Annotated in this window: 16 protein-coding genes; 8 read left to right on the forward strand and 8 right to left on the reverse strand. The window is 59.9% G+C overall.

Features of this window, described 5'->3' with window-relative positions:
• Positions 1 to 7 precede the first annotated feature (7 nt).
• Both QP803_RS19170 and QP803_RS19175 read right to left on the reverse strand, forming a co-directional pair.
• The gene (locus QP803_RS19170) at positions 8 to 2,362 is read right to left on the reverse strand and encodes an Orn/Lys/Arg family decarboxylase (protein WP_284945073.1); all 2,355 of its coding nucleotides are present in this window, start codon (positions 2,360 to 2,362) and stop codon (positions 8 to 10) included.
• A gap of 47 nt (positions 2,363 to 2,409) precedes the next feature.
• Entirely contained in the window at positions 2,410 to 3,900 is a 1,491-nt protein-coding gene (locus QP803_RS19175; protein ID WP_284945074.1) for a basic amino acid/polyamine antiporter, read from the reverse strand.
• On the opposite strand from QP803_RS19175, the gene QP803_RS19180 reads away from it, so the two are divergent.
• From QP803_RS19180 to QP803_RS19200, 5 genes are all read left to right on the forward strand, one after another.
• Positions 3,899 to 4,813 carry a BON domain-containing protein gene (locus QP803_RS19180; RefSeq protein ID WP_284945075.1) on the forward strand — a complete coding sequence of 305 codons (915 nt, stop codon included), beginning with the start codon at positions 3,899 to 3,901 and terminating at the stop codon, positions 4,811 to 4,813. The two genes, QP803_RS19175 and QP803_RS19180, sit on opposite strands and share 2 nt — an antisense overlap.
• A 40-nt stretch (positions 4,814 to 4,853) precedes the next feature.
• A complete protein-coding gene (locus tag QP803_RS19185; RefSeq protein ID WP_284945076.1) occupies positions 4,854 to 6,407 on the forward strand; it encodes a CYTH and CHAD domain-containing protein in 1,554 nt (517 codons plus the stop codon).
• Positions 6,408 to 6,480: 73 nt separating this feature from the next.
• A complete protein-coding gene (locus QP803_RS19190; protein ID WP_284945077.1) occupies positions 6,481 to 6,915 on the forward strand; it encodes a hypothetical protein in 435 nt (144 codons plus the stop codon).
• A 343-nt stretch (positions 6,916 to 7,258) separates the two neighbouring features.
• The gene (locus QP803_RS19195; RefSeq protein WP_434082869.1) at positions 7,259 to 7,810 is read left to right on the forward strand and encodes an HAD-IC family P-type ATPase; all 552 of its coding nucleotides are present in this window, start codon (positions 7,259 to 7,261) and stop codon (positions 7,808 to 7,810) included.
• 103 nt (positions 7,811 to 7,913) lie between these two features.
• Positions 7,914 to 8,924, forward strand: coding sequence for an NAD(P)H-binding protein (locus QP803_RS19200; RefSeq protein WP_284945079.1), 1,011 nt, complete (start codon positions 7,914 to 7,916; stop codon positions 8,922 to 8,924).
• 343 nt (positions 8,925 to 9,267) lie between these two features.
• Here the strand turns inward: QP803_RS19200 and QP803_RS19205 are convergent, their stop codons facing one another.
• The 3 genes from QP803_RS19205 to QP803_RS19215 are packed head-to-tail and all read right to left on the reverse strand — an operon-like array spanning position 9,268 to position 10,129.
• Entirely contained in the window at positions 9,268 to 9,510 is a 243-nt protein-coding gene (locus QP803_RS19205) for a hypothetical protein (RefSeq protein WP_284945080.1), read from the reverse strand.
• A gap of 45 nt (positions 9,511 to 9,555) precedes the next feature.
• Positions 9,556 to 9,867: a type II toxin-antitoxin system RelE/ParE family toxin gene (locus QP803_RS19210; protein ID WP_284945081.1), complete on the reverse strand. Its 312-nt coding sequence runs from the start codon at positions 9,865 to 9,867 to the stop codon at positions 9,556 to 9,558.
• A gap of 7 nt (positions 9,868 to 9,874) precedes the next feature.
• Positions 9,875 to 10,129, reverse strand: a complete 255-nt coding sequence (locus QP803_RS19215; protein WP_284945082.1) for a ribbon-helix-helix domain-containing protein — start codon at positions 10,127 to 10,129, stop codon at positions 9,875 to 9,877.
• Positions 10,130 to 10,489: 360 nt separating this feature from the next.
• Between QP803_RS19215 and istA the strand changes: the two genes are divergently transcribed.
• On the forward strand, positions 10,490 to 12,001 hold the full coding sequence (gene istA, locus QP803_RS19220; protein ID WP_434082870.1) for an IS21 family transposase: 1,512 nt from the start codon (positions 10,490 to 10,492) through the stop codon (positions 11,999 to 12,001).
• Positions 11,998 to 12,807 (forward strand): IS21-like element helper ATPase IstB, encoded by an 810-nt coding sequence (gene istB / locus QP803_RS19225; RefSeq protein ID WP_284945084.1) that lies wholly within the window; start codon positions 11,998 to 12,000, stop codon positions 12,805 to 12,807. Before istA ends, istB begins: the two co-directional genes overlap by 4 nt.
• Positions 12,808 to 13,194: 387 nt before the next feature.
• Here the strand turns inward: istB and QP803_RS19230 are convergent, their stop codons facing one another.
• Positions 13,195 to 13,806 carry a TetR family transcriptional regulator gene (locus tag QP803_RS19230; RefSeq protein ID WP_284945085.1) on the reverse strand — a complete coding sequence of 204 codons (612 nt, stop codon included), beginning with the start codon at positions 13,804 to 13,806 and terminating at the stop codon, positions 13,195 to 13,197.
• A gap of 86 nt (positions 13,807 to 13,892) precedes the next feature.
• Between QP803_RS19230 and QP803_RS19235 the strand changes: the two genes are divergently transcribed.
• The gene (locus QP803_RS19235; RefSeq protein WP_284945086.1) at positions 13,893 to 14,867 is read left to right on the forward strand and encodes an SDR family oxidoreductase; all 975 of its coding nucleotides are present in this window, start codon (positions 13,893 to 13,895) and stop codon (positions 14,865 to 14,867) included.
• A gap of 48 nt (positions 14,868 to 14,915) precedes the next feature.
• Here QP803_RS19235 and QP803_RS19240 read toward each other — a convergent pair whose 3' ends face one another.
• Together QP803_RS19240 and QP803_RS19245 are read right to left on the reverse strand one after the other, a co-directional pair.
• Positions 14,916 to 15,461, reverse strand: a complete 546-nt coding sequence (locus tag QP803_RS19240; protein ID WP_284945087.1) for an ester cyclase — start codon at positions 15,459 to 15,461, stop codon at positions 14,916 to 14,918.
• A complete protein-coding gene (locus QP803_RS19245; RefSeq protein WP_284945088.1) occupies positions 15,458 to 15,853 on the reverse strand; it encodes a VOC family protein in 396 nt (131 codons plus the stop codon). Before QP803_RS19245 ends, QP803_RS19240 begins: the two co-directional genes overlap by 4 nt.
• Positions 15,854 to 15,856: the final 3 nt, after the last annotated feature.

The following is a 15,856-nucleotide window of genomic DNA, read 5'->3' on the forward strand; positions in this document are numbered from 1 at the left end:
GCCCGAGTTATGATTCCCGGACCACGTAAGTGAAGAAGCGAATCTCGCCCTCCGCGGTCGCTTCCCGAAAGACACCTTGAATCTCACTATCGAATCCCGGGAAGCGATTTGCCGCCTCCTCAAACATCAGAAGATAATCCAGCATGGGTTGTGCTTTCGCTCCATAGCGCTCGCCCGGAACCATAACCCCGATACCCGGCGGATAAACCAAGGCCAGGGTCGCGGCGATCCTGCCTGAGATCTCGCTGAGCGGAACATAGTCTATGTCGTTACGGATGAACGCCTGCATGGCAGCGCGCGGAGTCATGGCCATCATGGGAAAATGCTCTGCGCGAAACTGGTCATGTTGTAGATCGCGAACCCGACGGTCCCGATAGAAGTCGTGCATCTCCTGGCAAAGATGATAGAGGCCCGCGCTCTCATAGCGCTTTGGATAGCGCGCGACGAAGTTTGGAATGACGTCGTGCAGCGGGGCGTTGCGGTCGTGAAGCTTCTTGAAACTTACAAGGGCACTGAGCAGAGTCCCCGCCTTGGACGCCTCCATTCCAGGTGTCAGAAGAAACAAAATACTATTCAGGTCGTTCTTTTCGGGAACGATTTTGCACTCACGCAAATATTCCGCGAGAATCGCTGCCGGAATTCCATGGGCCTCATAGTCGCCAGTCTTGCGGTTCAGGCCTGGCGTGAGCAAGGTCAGTTTATTGGGGTCTGTCATCGCATAGTCAGCAATCATATTGGCGAAGCCGTGCCAGGTTCCGCCCAAGTCGAGGCCCCAACATCTTTGATCCGAAGCTAGCCTGTCTGTTGAGAGATCCTCCCAGCGGTCGCATGTCTGGCTTCCATCCGGGTGATCGGTCGTGACAAAATCGGGCACGAAAGGATCGAAGAACCATCCGTCCTTCGGGTTGGACGCGGTGACCGCGTATCCGGCGCCGAGCGCCCTCAGCTTCTTGCGCAGTTCAATCCCTAGTCGGATCGTGTCGTCCCACAGCGCCTCCCCGGACTTTCCCTTCATCATCTGCGCGCCCACATCGAGCGACGCGAAGAGCGGATAGAAGGGTGAGGTGGAGGCGTGCAGCATGAAGGTCTCGTTGAAGCGCGAATGCGAAACGCGTCTGCGCTGACCCTCGATATGCGAGTCCTTTACATGGATTTGGGAAGCCTGGGAAAATCCGGCGAGCTGCTTATGGGTGGATTGTGTGGCGATGATCCCCGCATCCTCAGGCGACAGATTGCTGATGCCCATGGCGAAATGCGCCTTGAACACGGGATGGAATTTCATGAAACCGGCCCAGGCTTCATCGAAGAGGATGTAATCGCAGAGTGGACTCAGCTTCTTGTAGAGCATCTCGGCATTGTAGATCGTGCCATCATAGCTGCACTGCTGAATGATCCCGACCCTAAATGGCTTCTTCCGCTGCCAGGCAGTCTCGTCCTTGATCAGGGGGTGGGCCTTGATACGGTCGCGGAGACTGCCCTCGGACAGGGCGGCATGATCGATCGGGCCGATCAGGCCATACAGGTTCCGGCCCGTTTCAAGATAGATGGGGATCCCGCCCGCATTGATGAGGGCACCATGATGGTTCGATTTGTGGTTATTACGGTCGAAAAGAACGAGGTCACCTTCCGCGATCAGGGCGCCCAGTGCCACCTTGTTGGACGTTGAAGTGCCATTCAGCACAAAGTAGGTGCGGTCGGCCCCAAAGATCTGCGCGGCCTCTTTCTGGGCGCGGAGCGCCGGCCCTTCATGGGTCAGAAGATCTCCGAGCTCCACAACTGAATTGTCAAGGTCGTTGCGGAAGATCGCCTCGCCAAGATGCTCCACGAACAAACGGCCGACGGGGCTTTTCCAATAGAACATCCCGCCATTGTGGCCGGGACAGGTCCAGACCTGATTACCAGCATCCGTGTAGTCTACCATCGCGCCGAAGAACGGCGTCTTCAGTGTTTCCCCATAAATCTTGAGATGACTGGACAAGTTCTTGGCAATGAAATCCGGGATGTCTTCGTCGAGGAACACATAGCCCGTGACCTGATCCAAGATGCCCAGAGGAATATCCTCAAGACGGTGGCGGCGGACCACAAGGAAGACTGGCATTTCCAACCCGCGCGCCCGGATGAGCGCGACCAGGCTATCCATATCCCGCTGCCAAGCGCCGTCACCCCATTCAAGCAGAAGACATCCAAGGGCGGCGTCGCTTCGGATCGCCATGCCAGCGTCCTCAACGGTCGATGTCTGTACGATGCCGTAGCCCAGCTTGCCCAGCTCCATCAGGATGTCGCGCAAATGCTGACCTTCCTGTGACTCCGATTTCACCACCTGGCTGCAAACCAGGACGCGGAATAGTGCTTCGAACGACATGCCTATGATCCTCTGGATGTGCGCGGGTGAGACAGGCGCTGTCGTTTTTAGGTGACTGTCACGATCCCGACCGCGAACAAGACGATTGCTGTCACTGCTATGACGGCGAGCAAACCGACAGCCACGGCCTCACGCGCTTTGAAGACGGGTTGTTTCAGCATCTGGGATCGCCGTGTGTAGTAGAAGACTGGCACACCGAGGGCAAAAAGAATTGCCGACATCAGGAGGAATTCAAGCCCCGCAGCATAAAGAAGCCAGGCTGCGTAGACCGAGCCCAGAATTCCCGTCCAGATCGCAGTGCGCCGACCCTCGGAGTGACTGGCGACATAGGCCGGCCCCGATGCGTAGACCGTCAGAAACAAGGTGCTGACGAAATAGGCGGGAAGGATCATCACGCCGGTGATATCGATCAACCACAGCCATGCATTATGTGCGAACAGCACCACGAACAGCGTGACCTGCATGATGACACTGGACACCCATAGAGACGGCGCGGCGGCGTGGAAGCGATTTTCTTTCGCAAGAAACCGGGGGAAGACCCCACCTTTCGCGCCCTGGAACGGAAGCTCCGCCACCAGGATGGTCCAGGCCAGCCAGCAACTCAGAACGGAAATCAACAGCGAAAGATTGACGAAGACGGCGCCCCAGCGCCCGACCACGGATGACAGCACATAGGCCGAGGAAGGATTGGCAAGTCCCGCGATCGTGTGGCCGTTCATGATGCCGAACGGCAGGATAGAGAGCAACGAATAGAGCAACGTGCAGACGCCGAGACCTATGAAGGTCGCGGGCCCCACGTCAGACATCTTGCGGGCACGATCGGAGATAACGACCGCCGCCTCGATGCCGATGAACACCCACAGTGTAACGAGCATCGTGCTCTTCACCTGCTTGAAGAGACTGCCGAGATGATTTTGTCTGCCCCAGAAATCGAGCGTCAACTGGCCGCCTTTGAGGTAGTAGGCCATGAGCAGAAGCGCGAATCCGATTGTCGTGATCGTCAGGATTGCAGCGAGAACGTTCAGCGCCGCAGTGCGTTTGACACCGGACAAAACCACGAAACACATGACCCAGATCAGCGCGGACGCGCCGATGATCGAAGGCCAGTTTTGGCCGTTTCCAAAGACCGGGAAGAAGTAGCCAAGGATCTGCATGATGAGCACGGCAAAGGCGACATTGCCGAAGGCGGCACTCAGCCAATAGCCCCATGCCATTTGAAAACCAGCGAATGCGCCGAAGCCTTCCTGCGCATAGGAGTAAATGCCCGCCTTGAGATCCGGCCTCTTGTCAGAGAGGATGCGAAAGCCATTCGATAGGAAGTACATTCCGACGAAGGTCACGATCCAGGCGATGATGATCGCCGCAAGGCCAGCGCCGGCCGCCATGTTCTGGGGCAGATTGAAGGCACCGCCGCCTATCATTGACCCGACCACGACGCCGCTGAGGAGAAGCAGGCCAAGCCTTCGCGTTTCAGGATGGGAGGTGGTCGGCGTCGCGAGCTCAGACGCGGATCTGACCTCAGGCAGCGGGACATCCATGGCGTTCATCCTAAAACGAGGCTTGTCGCTGAAACGCGGCATGGCCCTGCGGCTGGATAACGATGAGCGCGACCCAGGATCGATGTGGACAGGATGCGGCCATCAACATTGCGGGGATAGCCTCGGAATCTACCTAGGTCTTTCCAGTCCGCCGGAAACCGTCAGCTCCGCCTGCTTCCTAAGTAGTTTCCGAGGCTGCACCGAACGGCCGGCTCCGATGTATTGTATTCTCACCATTCGCTCTCAACAGATCGAGGTTGCCATGTCTCAGGACGCTCAATTGCAGCAGGCCGTTCTTTCTGAACTCAGCTGGGACCCGAGCGTCACAGCTGCCCATATCGGTGTGACGACGAATGCGGGTGTCGTTACCTTGACCGGGCATGTCGAAAGCTATGCCGAGAAACATGCGGCAGAGACCGCTTCGCGCCGCGTCAAGGGTGTCAAGGCCGTTGCCGAGGAGATCGAAGTATGGCTGCCGTTCGAACGCAAACGCGGCGACGACGAGATCGCTGCTGCCGCGCTAGAGAGATTGGCTTGGGATGTTTCGGTCCCTCGGGACGCGGTCTTCGTCAAGGTGGAGCAAGGTTGGGTAAACCTGACGGGGAAGGTGGACTGGCACTTTCAGAAGGAAGCGGCAGAGCAGGATGTCCACCGGCTGAGTGGTGTTGTCGGCGTGTCCAATCTCATTCTCGTCGCTCCGACTGTGGATGCAAGCAACATCGGGAGCCGCATCAGCGATGCCTTGCATCGTTCCTGGCTTCCGGACAATCACAGCATCCACGTCACTGCCGAAGGAAGCGCGGTCCGTTTGACCGGCGTAACACACTCGCCGCGTGATCGCGATGTGGCCTGGGCTACGGCTTGGGCCGCGCCCGGTGTGACAAGCGTCGAGGACGACATTGTTGTCGCCTGATGCGCCGGAGCCTCATGGGCCGGGCCCTCGTGAGGTTGAGTTGAAGTTCCAACTTTTGCCGGGGAGCAGGCCGATCCTTGAAAAGAGCGCCATCTTCGCGAAGATGCGGCCCGACGAGCGTCATCAGGTAACGACCTATTTTGACACGCCCGATCGTCTCCTCAATCGTGAGAAATTCAGCCTGCGTGTTCGGCGCGAGGAAGATCGGCGCGTTCAAACCGTCAAGTCCGAATCGTCGCACAGTGGAATCGCCGCCGATCGGTCCGAATGGGAATGGGAGATCAATCAGGATGAGCCCGACCTCAGCGTCTTTGTGAAAATCGCGAAGTTGGCCGCCTTACGCCCCGGCATTGAGGGACGTCTTGAACCCGCCTTTGTCACTCATATTGACCGGACGACGCGTCGCTTCCAGTCGGAAGACGGTACTGTCATTGAGATCGCGATTGACGAGGGAGATATTGCCGCAAGTCACGGAGCCGAGCCCGTGTGCGAACTGGAGCTTGAACTCAAGGCCGGCGCCGTTGGCCCGATGTATGGCTTGGCCGCTCAGATCCAATCGCTGGCACCGATGTGGCTTCTGACCCAAAGCAAGGCAGCGCGCGGCTGGCATCTAAGGGACGGAACCGCAGACCGAGCACGAAAGGCCGTGCTCCCGTCCCTACACCGTGACCTCCGGCCTGCGGATGCACTGCGCGTCGTTCTCCGAGAGGCACTGGGTCATCTCATCGCAAACATCGGCCCGACGCTGCGGGACGATGCTGAGGGTCTCCACCAGTTGCGGGCTGCTCTCCGTCGGATACGTGCCGCAATCGACCTCTTCAAACCCCTTTTGGATGCGCCCTCTGTCGATGATTTCAGCCGACGATTAGGACACGTAGGCCGCATTCTTGGCTTAGCACGCGACTGGGACGTCTTCTGCCTGGAAACCCTCCCCTGCGCGACGACTGCGCTACCGCTTTCGGTTTTCGATGGGCTTGCCGAAGCCGCAAGCCTTGAACGCCTTGTCGCCCACGCCGACGTTCGTGCGACTTTGCGAGATCCGCCATTCACAGCCCTTATTCTTGATCTGACCAAATGGCTCGAGACTGTCGTCATCCCGCCTGTTCTAGTGCGAGGGGAAAAGCCTGCTGATGACCGCCTCGGCGGCCTTGCCCCTGCGCTGTTGGATAGAGTGCAAGACAAGGCGATCAAACGCGGCCGAGGCTTCCGACACCTGTCCGCCGAGCACCTTCACGACCTGCGGAAGGCGATGAAGAAGCTTGCCTTTGACGGCGATTGCTTCTCCGGTTTGTACGATCCGGCCTCCGCAGGCACCTATCATGAGCTTTGTGGGACGGTGCTGAAGGGTCTCGGGAATGCGAACGATGCGGTGGCAACGCAACGACTCGCCAAAGCTCTCCTGCGTCGCAACCCCGCAGGCTTCGCGTCACCCGTCGATGCCCTCTCGCATTGGACCAACCACCGCAGGCACAAGGCCCTTGATGGGATCGAGCGGACGATGAAGCGCTTCCTCAACGCACCACGGTTCTGGCACCCCGAGCACCGCCCGCCAAGCCCATCCACTAAGTTGGGCGTCATTCACCTCACAGACTAACGCGCTATCAATCAGAGATTCCGGAACCACGACCGTTCGCCCACTCAAACTAATCGAGCAAACTATGCACACTATGCACGAGACACCGCGAGAAGCCGGCAGAACAGATGCGGCACCGCATTTTCACACCGTTGTTTGGCTAGATCATCATGAAGCCCGCATCATACATTTCAGCATGACGGCCGCCGATGAAGAGGTCGCTCGACCGGTGGACGCGCCGCGCCATCTTCACATTAAGTCCGGCAGTGCATCGGGCACGCATATCAGATCGGACCCCGCGTTCTACAACGATGTCGGCAAGGCAATGGACGGGGCGCATGCCGTTCTGCTCGTCGGGCCCTCTACAGCGAAGACGGAATTCATGACCTATATGCGAGACCATGCCCACCTAACCGCAGACCGTATTGTCGGCGTCCGAGTTCTAGCTCAGATCACCGACCCCCAACTGCTCGCCTATGGGCGGCGCTTCTTTAGCGAGAACGATCGTACGACGCCGCAAACTCGGTAAAGGCGACCGCAGAGCGAAGGGCCTCAGCCGTTCGGCCACAGCGGCTGGTTGCCAGACAGGGCCCCGCATGGAACACGCGCCGACCCGCGCCGCAAAACCAAGGATGCAGTCGGATTCGGCCAAGGCGAGCGCTCTACGCCTGCCCGATGCATCTGCAAATCTGACTGCCGCAGCCGGGCCAGTGCCCGATCTGCGGGATGACGCTGGAGTTAGTCAGCATGACGGCAGAGGTCGGAGAGAACGCTGAACTAGCCGACATGACCCGACGGTTCCGGATCGGGCTGGCTCTGGCCTTGCCCGTCTATATCCTGGAAATGCGCAGCCATATCCCCCCTCGTGGTCTATGGTGGCGGAGGCGCAACGAACCCGGCCCCCAATTCAGAGAATGGTCGACACGGTGTCCGGCTATTTCGTTCCAGCCGTGGTCACGGCAGCAGTTGCCACCTTCATCGCCTGGGCAATCTGGGAGCCCGCACCGGGCATGTCCTATGCCGTGATCGCCGCGGTCTCGGTCCATTTCGTCGCGTGCCCCTGCGCCCTGGGTTTGGCCGCTCCGATGTCAGTCGGCGTAGACATCAGTAAGGGCGCGGGTGTCGGCATATTGATCAAGTCCGCTGAGGCGCTTGAGCGCATGGAGAAGGTCGAGACCCTGGTGGTGGATAAGAAGGGCACATTGACGGAAGTCGAGCCCAAGGTGACCGCCATCGTCCCGGTGGCAGGACGGTCGGAGGCGGGTACCCGCGACGTTCAGGACATTGACGGGGGCCGAGCGTATTCGGCCTCCAGCACGGCGCGCGGCTCGTCTGGCGTATGGAACCACCAAAGCGCGCCTCCTACGACGATCACCAGAACGATCGACCCGCCCAATAACATCCTACGCATCACCCCTTCCTGATCACGTCCTGGCCCAGAAGATTTTAATCCTCTTGTGTTTTGACAATCTGACCACTGCCAATGTCCAACAGACCGTGAGCGACGAAAGGAGCCCGAAGCTGTCAATGACCCGGCGATCTCGCCATCCAAGGCGCGTTTTGGTTCTCGGCGCCACAGGTACGGTCGGACGCGGGACCGTACGTGCTCTGATTCAGAGCGGCCATGACGTAGTCTGCTTTGTGCGGGGCCTCGGGAGCGCAGGTAGCGCAGGCGCGCATGACAACTTCGTCAGGTCGCTCCCGGAGGCTGCTGAGCTACGTTTTGGCGAAATAACCGATCCTAACTCCCTGGCGCGCGACGGCATACGTGGTGAACACTTCGACGCTATAATATCATGCCTTGCCTCACGCTCCGGCGCGCCCAAGGACGCGTGGGCTGTCGACTATAGCGCCAACATGAATGCGTTAGCGGCCGCGAAGGCGGCTTGTGTACCGCACATGGTATTGCTGTCCGCAATCTGCGTTCAGAAGCCGCGTCTGGCATTTCAACACGCCAAGTTGGCGTTCGAGAGCGCGCTCATAGAGTCAGGTCTTACTTACACCATCGTCAGGCCAACTGCCCTCTTCAAATCATTGTCCGGGCAGATCGATCGACTGAAAAAGGGCAAGCCTTTCCTGATGTTTGGTGATGGCACCTTAACCGCCTGCAAACCTATCAGCGACGATGATCTGGGCAGTTACCTGGCAGAATGTCTCGACGAGGAAAGCCGACACAATTGTGTGCTACCGATAGGAGGGCCGGGCGAACCCGTCACTCCGAAGCAGCAGGGTGAGCATCTATTCACCCTGCTAAACCGCACACCGGAGTTCCGTCGCGTGCCGCTCGCGCTGTTAGACGCGATCATTTGGATTCTTGGGGCGCTGGGCCATGTTCTGCCGTCGCTGGCAGAGAAGGCGGAACTGGCCCGCATCGGACGCTATTACGCGACAGAGTCCATGCTGGTTCTGGACCCGGCAACTGGCGGCTACGACCCGGCCGCGACACCTGCAACTGGATCGGAGACCCTCTTCGACTTCTATGATCGCGTCATCGCGAGCGGAGCCTCGATCGATCGTGGAGACCATGCTGTCTTCTAATTGGGTGCGCTTCAGGGTGGTTATCGTTCGCGCGCCGCCGCTTTGCTGCCAAGGTGCGCTCAATGTGGAACTGCTTTGATTGCAGCAAGCGTTATAAGGGCAAAAGAACAGAAAGAAGGCAATCTGTCCTTCTAAAGCTCTCTAGCGAAAATTAAAGGCTACGTCTAAATCGAACCTAACGAGCGAATAGACAAGATCGAAGCTGCAAATCGGCAACTCGTATGTGCCATTAGGATGTTCTTTTGACTCCGGCTGATAAGCACCACAACGTCTCATCTTGTCGGGTGTGGACTCTCCTGATGTAAATGCGACTATGGATTTCTTCTAACCTCGCAACGACCGGCTACGCTGCTGCACGACGCCGGGCGCGCGCCGGCAGTGCCGGGCGAACCGCTTCTTTTGTTGCTTTGCGGACGTGCTGGATCGGCTCTGTTTGGACCGTCAGGCCAACGCTGAACTCTTGCTTCAGGGCCTGCAAAACCGCCATGAGACTGGAGAGTTGGGGGTTGCCGGGGCCAAAATCGATCTTCAGTTCGCTAACGCCGTGCCCCACATGTTTCAGGGCCGAGGTGTTCCAGACCTCCAAGTCCGGTAAGTGCCGTGGTAACCTTGGCGCGCTTGCCGGGCGACTTCATAATTCGGAATCTTCTTGAAACCTCGCGATCTGGCGCATGCGCTCATGTAAGATCGTGACGATACCGATGTCTCCGTTCGAGAGTCGGCGCCAATACACAACATGCCGCTCGTAGCGGAACGTAAAACCATCGACATCAAATGCCGCCGGAACCGGCCGCGACATCACCGCGTGGGAGTCAATGTCCTCGAACGCCTCGAAGAGGCCCGTGATGTAACGGTCCGCTTGCTCATGGCCCCAGCGGTCGGGCGTGTAGCGATAGATTTCGTCGAGACGATGGGACGCCGCCTCTTGAACCCGAACCGCCATGGCCGGATCAGCGCCGGTTGCGCGCGATGACCTCAGCCGCGGTCAGGGGCTGATACGACTCGTTCGCTGCGGCGAACGCATGTGTCAGCTCGGCTTTGAGACGATCGAACGCGTCCTGTTCCATGCGTTCCTTATCCCGCCGGATTAGGTCGCGGATATACTCGCTGACGTTCTCATAGACACCATCTTCGCCGATGTTCGCCTGCACGAAATCATGAAGCGCTCCACTCAGGCGAACCGTCATCGTGGTTTGGCGGGTCAAGGCATCCTCCTTGCGTACTCGTCTTCAATATAATCAAGAATGAATACGGTGGAACCCCTTGGGTGAGGTGCGGCACGCTATTCCTGGGTCTACGCATGAGTTGTCTGTCGGTTTGGCAGTCTCAGCTGACCGATCTTCAACCCTGCATGGCCAACCTCGCTTGGCTTGCTGCGCGGCGATCTGGACCAGAACGCGCGTCAATCAGGATAAGAATGGCCACCGGTGTTGTCCCGTAGAGAGGGCGTAGCCTGACCAAGGGAGAACACCGGTGGCGGGGCGACCCATTGAGGGGTCGCACCGTCTGGCAGCCGAGGCCGACCGGTTAGAACAGCGACTTCACGCCAATGAAGGACGCCATGTTTGACCGGCCGCCATCTCACCGACTGCCAGAGGAGGCTGTATATGAAGCTTCGTGACATCCACACGCCGGCGATCGCTGGCGCCAAGGCGGGGTTCAGCACGGCGACCGCGTATCTCCTCGAGAAGGAGCTGCGCCTGCGACCTGTTGGGAAGCCTCCTCGGGAACGGCGGCGGCCCGACCCCCTTGTCGACATCTGGGACAGCGAGATCGTCCCCATGCTGCGCGCCGCGCCAGGCCTGAGGTCAGTCGCCATCATCGAGGAGATGAACCGTCGTTATCCGGGACGCTATCTCGGCACGCGCCGGACGATGGAACGCCGGATCCGTGGGTGGCGCGGCCTTCATGGACCCGAGCAGGAGGTGATCTTTCGCCAGACCCATGAGCCGGGGAGGATGGGATTGTCGGATTTCACCGACATGGCCGATCTGGCGATCACCATCGCCCGGGAGCCGCTGGATCACCGCCTCTATCACTTCCGCCTGGTCTATTCGGGCTTCGAGCACGCGCATGTCGTTCTTGGCGGCGAGAGCTACGTCGCCTTGGCAGAAGGACTTCAGAACGCTCTCTGGGCATTGGGCGGCGCTCCGAGTGAACATCGCAGCGACAGCTTGTCGGCGGCCTTTCGCAACCTCGATGACGGCGCCCGGGCGGACCTGACCACGCGCTATGACGCTCTCTGCGCGCATTACGGCATGGAGCCGACCCGCAACAACACCGGTGTCGCTCATGAGAACGGATCGATCGAAAGTTCCCACGGACACCTCAAGAAGGCTGTCGAGGACGGTGTGCTCATGCGCGGTTCACGCGACTTCGTCGACCTGACGGCCTATCGCGGCTTCATCGATGAGGTGAGCGGTCGCCACAACGCCAAGTACGGCGCTCGCATCGACATCGAGCGAGCAACCTTGCGGGAGTTGCCAGGGCGTCGGACGATCGACTTCGAGGAAGCGATCGTCACGGTCACCTCCTCCAGCGGCTTCGTCCTGCGCAAGGTGTTCTACAGCACGCCGTCACGGCTGATCGGTCATCGGCTACGGGCGCGGCTCTATGACGATCGTCTGGACGTCTATCTTGGTGCGTCCCTGCAGATGACCATGCCGCGGGGCCGCGCCCATGCCAGTGGGGCCCACGATCACGTCGTGGATTATCGTCATCTGATCCATTCGCTGAGGCGCAAACCGATGGCGCTCATGGGGCTGGTCTATCGCGACAAGCTCTTTCCTCGCCAAGCCTATCGCCGAACTTTTGACGTTCTGCTGGCCACCGTCTCGGCACGTGTGGCCTGCCGCACCGTGGTCGATCTTCTGGCTCTGGCCCATGACCGAGCCTGCGAAGGTGAACTCGCCGAGCGTCTCACGCGAGACCTCGATGCCGATATCCTGCCCGATATGAGCGTCCTGAGAGGGGTCTTCACGCCCGATGCCGCGGCGCTGCCCGCGATCGTCGTCACCTACATGCCCCTCAGCGCCTACGACGAACTTGCCACCATTGTCGTGGGAGAAGCCGCATGAGCGCAGACGCCATCGACACTGGTCGCCTCACGCTGGCGCTCAATGATTTGCGGCTGCCGACCATCAAGGTCATCTGGCCCGACTTCGCCGCGCGCGCCGACAAGGAGGGCTGGCCAGCGGCACGCTTCCTCGCGTCGCTCGCCGAGCATGAGATGGCGGAACGCGCGAACCGGCGCATTCGACGTAACGTCGAGGAAGCCCGCCTGCCGGTGGGAAAGACCCTGGACAATTTTGAGTTCGACGCGGTGCCGATGGTCAGCAAGGCTCAGATCATGGCCCTGGCGGCGGGCGATAGCTGGCTCGACCAAGGCGCCAATTTGATGTTCTTCGGCCCACCTGGCGGAGGCAAATCCCATCTTGGTGCGGCACTGGGGCTCGCACTCGTCGAGAACGGATGGCGCGTCCTGCATACCCGCACGACCGATCTTGTCCAAAAGCTCCAGACTGCCCGCCGAGCACTGCAACTCGAGGCGGCCATCGCCAAACTTGACAAGTATCATCTGCTCATCCTCGATGACCTTGCTTACGTCACCAAGGATCAGGCCGAGACCAGCGTCCTGTTCGAACTCATCAGCGCGCGATACGAGCGGCGATCCATGCTGATCACCGCCAATCAACCCTTCGGCGAATGGGGACGAATTTTCCCCGACCAAGCTATGACCTTGGCCGCCGTCGACAGATTGGTCCACCACGCCACCATCTTCGAGATGAACGTTGAAAGCTTCAGAAGAAGAGCGGCGATCGACCGAAAAGCCGGACCCGGACGGCCACCCACTCGCGCGTCAATCAAAACTCCATCTGATTGACGCGGGGCAAAATCAAAAAGCTCTTGCCCTCTTGTCGTGCAGCGTCAATCATCGTTTGCCGCGACTGCACTTTCCAGTCCTGATTGACGCTCTTTCCGGTCCAGATCGCCGCGCTACACTTGGCTTCTGTTCAAGCTGAGAAGAACTGGCCCGTCGTCCTCTTCCTGCTCGATCATGACAGCTCCTTCCCGCGCGAGTTCCAGCCCGGCCGGCAGGGTGCTTGCGACGGCGGCACGCGCTCTCAGGTGCCGGTTCGCGGCGTCAGACGAGAGGCTTGGCAGCCGTCGTTCGTTTAGTGAGGCGGACCGTTCCGCACGGTTGGACGTGAACGGCGACAGGTCGTGGAAGCGACCCGGTCGGCTTAGGGTGGGAACCGAGACAGCTGACTTAGAGGGTAATCTCTGCCTGCAATTGGCTGAACATTTCGACCAAGTAGCTTTTCAGCGGTTGGCAGCCATCCTCTTTGTTCCACTGCTCGGCAGCCAGGCGCATCGCACCGATCCCGACTAGGGCGACCATGCGCAAACGCGGGTGCCGCGCCGGACTTGGCCATTTTTCTGCCAGAGCATTGAACAACGCCTGCTCCTGACGTTCATAATTCGCCTGCTTGCGGGCCAGCAATGCGTCTGTCGAACGCATAAGCCGATCAATGGCGATCGCCTCATCGCTTTCATACTGCGAGATCATCACCATCAATGCGTCCCGCACGGCGTCGAGCGGGGCGACATCGGCAGGCATGTCGGCGAGGGCCACCTTGAACGCCGCCTCGGCCTCACTTTCGAGGGCGACGAGGATCGCTTCCTTCGATTCGAAGTAGTGGAAGAAAGTCCGGCGCGAAATATCGGCAGCTTCCGCTATCGCGTCCAGCGTCGTGGCATCGAAGCCGTTTGCCAAAAACAGCCGCAATCCGGCCTCGGCGATCCGCTGCCGCGTCTGACGTTGCTTTCGCGCCCGGATGCCTTCGGGCGGCGGAGACGGCAGATGGAGGTCCTGTGTCATGCCGCATCTTAATCACAGAATTTCCTTGATTGCAATATTGCACTTAGTGCATATATAGACATCACCACCGAATGGAGTAGGCCTTCATGACGACCTGGAACACGATGAACATCCCCCCGCAGCACGGCCGGTCGGCCATCGTCACGGGGACGGGTGGCCTCGGCTTCGAGACTGCCTTGGCCCTGGCGAAAGCGGGCGGTGACGTCGTCCTGGCCGGGCGGAGTGCCGAAAAAGGCAGGGCTTCGGTCGCGCGTATCAAGGCGGCAATACCGTCCGCGCAGATCGCCTTTGAACGGCTCGACCTGGCCAGTCTCGCCTCGGTCGAGGCATTCAGCGATCGCATACTGGGCGCGCGTCGCCGCTTGGACCTGTTGGTCAACAATGCCGGGGTGATGACACCACCGACCTGGCAGACGACGTCGGACGGATTCGAACTCCAGTTCGGGACGAACTACCTCGGTCATTTCGCGCTGACCGCGCGACTATTGCCATTACTGCAACAGGGACATGCGCCGCGGGTGGTCAATCTGAGCAGCCTTGCCCATCGGAGCGGGGTCATCCGGTTCGATGATCTCCATCGGGGCCGGTCGTATAAACCCTGGGCGTCCTATGCCCAGTCGAAGCTTGCGATGTTAATGTTCGCACTGGAGTTGCAACGGCGCAGCGATGCCGCGGGCTGGGGATTGATGAGCAACGCCGCCCATCCCGGTTACGCCCGCACCGACTTGATTCCCAATGGGCCGGGCAAGGACGCCTTCCTATCGAAGCTCAACCTGCTCGTTCAGCCACTGATCAGCCATTCGGCCGCCGACGGGGCCCTGCCCACTTTGTTCGCCGCCACGTCGCCCGATGCGGCAGGCGCCGCCTATTACGGACCGGACTGGTTTTTTGAACTCAAGGGGCCGCCTAAGCGGGCCAAGATCGCAGCAGCCGCGCAGGACGAGGACGTGGCGGCACGTCTGTGGGACGTATCGGAGCAATTGACCGGCGTTGCCATGCCCACGGGCATGGCCATCGGTCGCGAGAGCGTGCGAGGCCGCATGCCTGTGCTCACCCCCTAAAGACGTGAGGCGGCGCGTCCGGGCCGGACGCGCCGCCTTTCGGGCTGGTCAGCCCGATAGCTTGGCGATGCCCATGCTCTGCAGCAGCGTCAGATTATCTTCGATGTGCCAGTTATCGGTCACCCGGCCATCGGTTAGCTTCAGCAGATCGGTAGCGATGAAACGGATCGTCTGGCCCTTGCCACGAACCTTGCCGAAGACGCCGGTGAAGTGCCCGGTGAAGACCATGTGGACCGCCACATAATCTCCGGCGATGACCATCTTCTGCACTTCTACCTGCAAGTCGGGCACCGCCATCCGGAAATGGCTTGATGCATAGGCCGGACCCGTCGGCCCTTGCGGGCGTCCGGGCGGCAAGGTGTGATCGACGAAGCCCGGTGCAATGGCTTGATCCAAAAGCCTGGCATCGCCAGTGTTCCAGAATTCGTAGAAATGCCGGGCCGTCTTCTCTGCCGTGGCCTGCTGTGCGGCGGAGATCGAAGTGGCGACCACGATGTCGTCAATTTTCAATGGCTGCGCGTGGGCCGCCGTCATGAACAAGACGGGTGCGGCCAGCGCCAGGATGGCGCGTGCGGACAGGTTATCCCGGGTCATGTCGCGTCTCCGGATTTTGGGGTTGCTGCCACGGGGGATTCCCGGAACACCAATTCTAGTAAAATGCCTGTCGGCGTATGGAGGAACAGGCGCCGCTCACCCAGTTCGGGCAAATCCATCGTGGTGTAATCGACACCCAACCCATCCAGCTTACGGCGCTGGCCATCATAGTCGGTCAGGCGGAACCCGAAATGGTCGATGGTTTCGCCGCCGCGATCGACGGGGCCGCCATGTCCGGGAATGAGGTGCATGACGGGGTCGCCATTCGCATAGAGCCAGTAGCCGGGAAAGGCGAACCCGGGGCGATACCCGGGTTCCAGATCCAACACCGCGGTAAGGAAGGCACGGGTGCCCTCCAGGTCACGGGTGCGCAGGGTCACGTGGTCGAGCATGAT

The organism is Acidisoma sp. PAMC 29798 (assembly GCF_030252425.1).
GTDB classification, from domain to species: domain Bacteria; phylum Pseudomonadota; class Alphaproteobacteria; order Acetobacterales; family Acetobacteraceae; genus Acidisoma; species Acidisoma cladoniae.

Excerpts from the sequence above, each read along its gene's own strand:
- QP803_RS19170 (WP_284945073.1), bottom strand. The coding sequence starts at position 2,362 with ATGTCGTTCGAAGCACTATTCCGCGTCCTGGTTTGCAGCCAGGTGGTG.
- QP803_RS19200 (WP_284945079.1), top strand. The coding sequence starts at position 7,914 with ATGACCCGGCGATCTCGCCATCCAAGGCGCGTTTTGGTTCTCGGCGCC.
- QP803_RS19195 (WP_434082869.1), top strand. The coding sequence starts at position 7,259 with ATGGTGGCGGAGGCGCAACGAACCCGGCCCCCAATTCAGAGAATGGTC.
- QP803_RS19245 (WP_284945088.1), bottom strand. The coding sequence starts at position 15,853 with ATGCTCGACCACGTGACCCTGCGCACCCGTGACCTGGAGGGCACCCGT.
- QP803_RS19210 (WP_284945081.1), bottom strand. The coding sequence starts at position 9,867 with ATGGCGGTTCGGGTTCAAGAGGCGGCGTCCCATCGTCTCGACGAAATC.
- QP803_RS19230 (WP_284945085.1), bottom strand. The coding sequence starts at position 13,806 with ATGACACAGGACCTCCATCTGCCGTCTCCGCCGCCCGAAGGCATCCGG.
- QP803_RS19180 (WP_284945075.1), top strand. The coding sequence starts at position 3,899 with ATGGCGTTCATCCTAAAACGAGGCTTGTCGCTGAAACGCGGCATGGCC.
- QP803_RS19190 (WP_284945077.1), top strand. The coding sequence starts at position 6,481 with ATGCACGAGACACCGCGAGAAGCCGGCAGAACAGATGCGGCACCGCAT.
- istB (WP_284945084.1), top strand. The coding sequence starts at position 11,998 with ATGAGCGCAGACGCCATCGACACTGGTCGCCTCACGCTGGCGCTCAAT.
- QP803_RS19235 (WP_284945086.1), top strand. The coding sequence starts at position 13,893 with ATGACGACCTGGAACACGATGAACATCCCCCCGCAGCACGGCCGGTCG.
- QP803_RS19240 (WP_284945087.1), bottom strand. The coding sequence starts at position 15,461 with ATGACCCGGGATAACCTGTCCGCACGCGCCATCCTGGCGCTGGCCGCA.
- QP803_RS19175 (WP_284945074.1), bottom strand. The coding sequence starts at position 3,900 with ATGGATGTCCCGCTGCCTGAGGTCAGATCCGCGTCTGAGCTCGCGACG.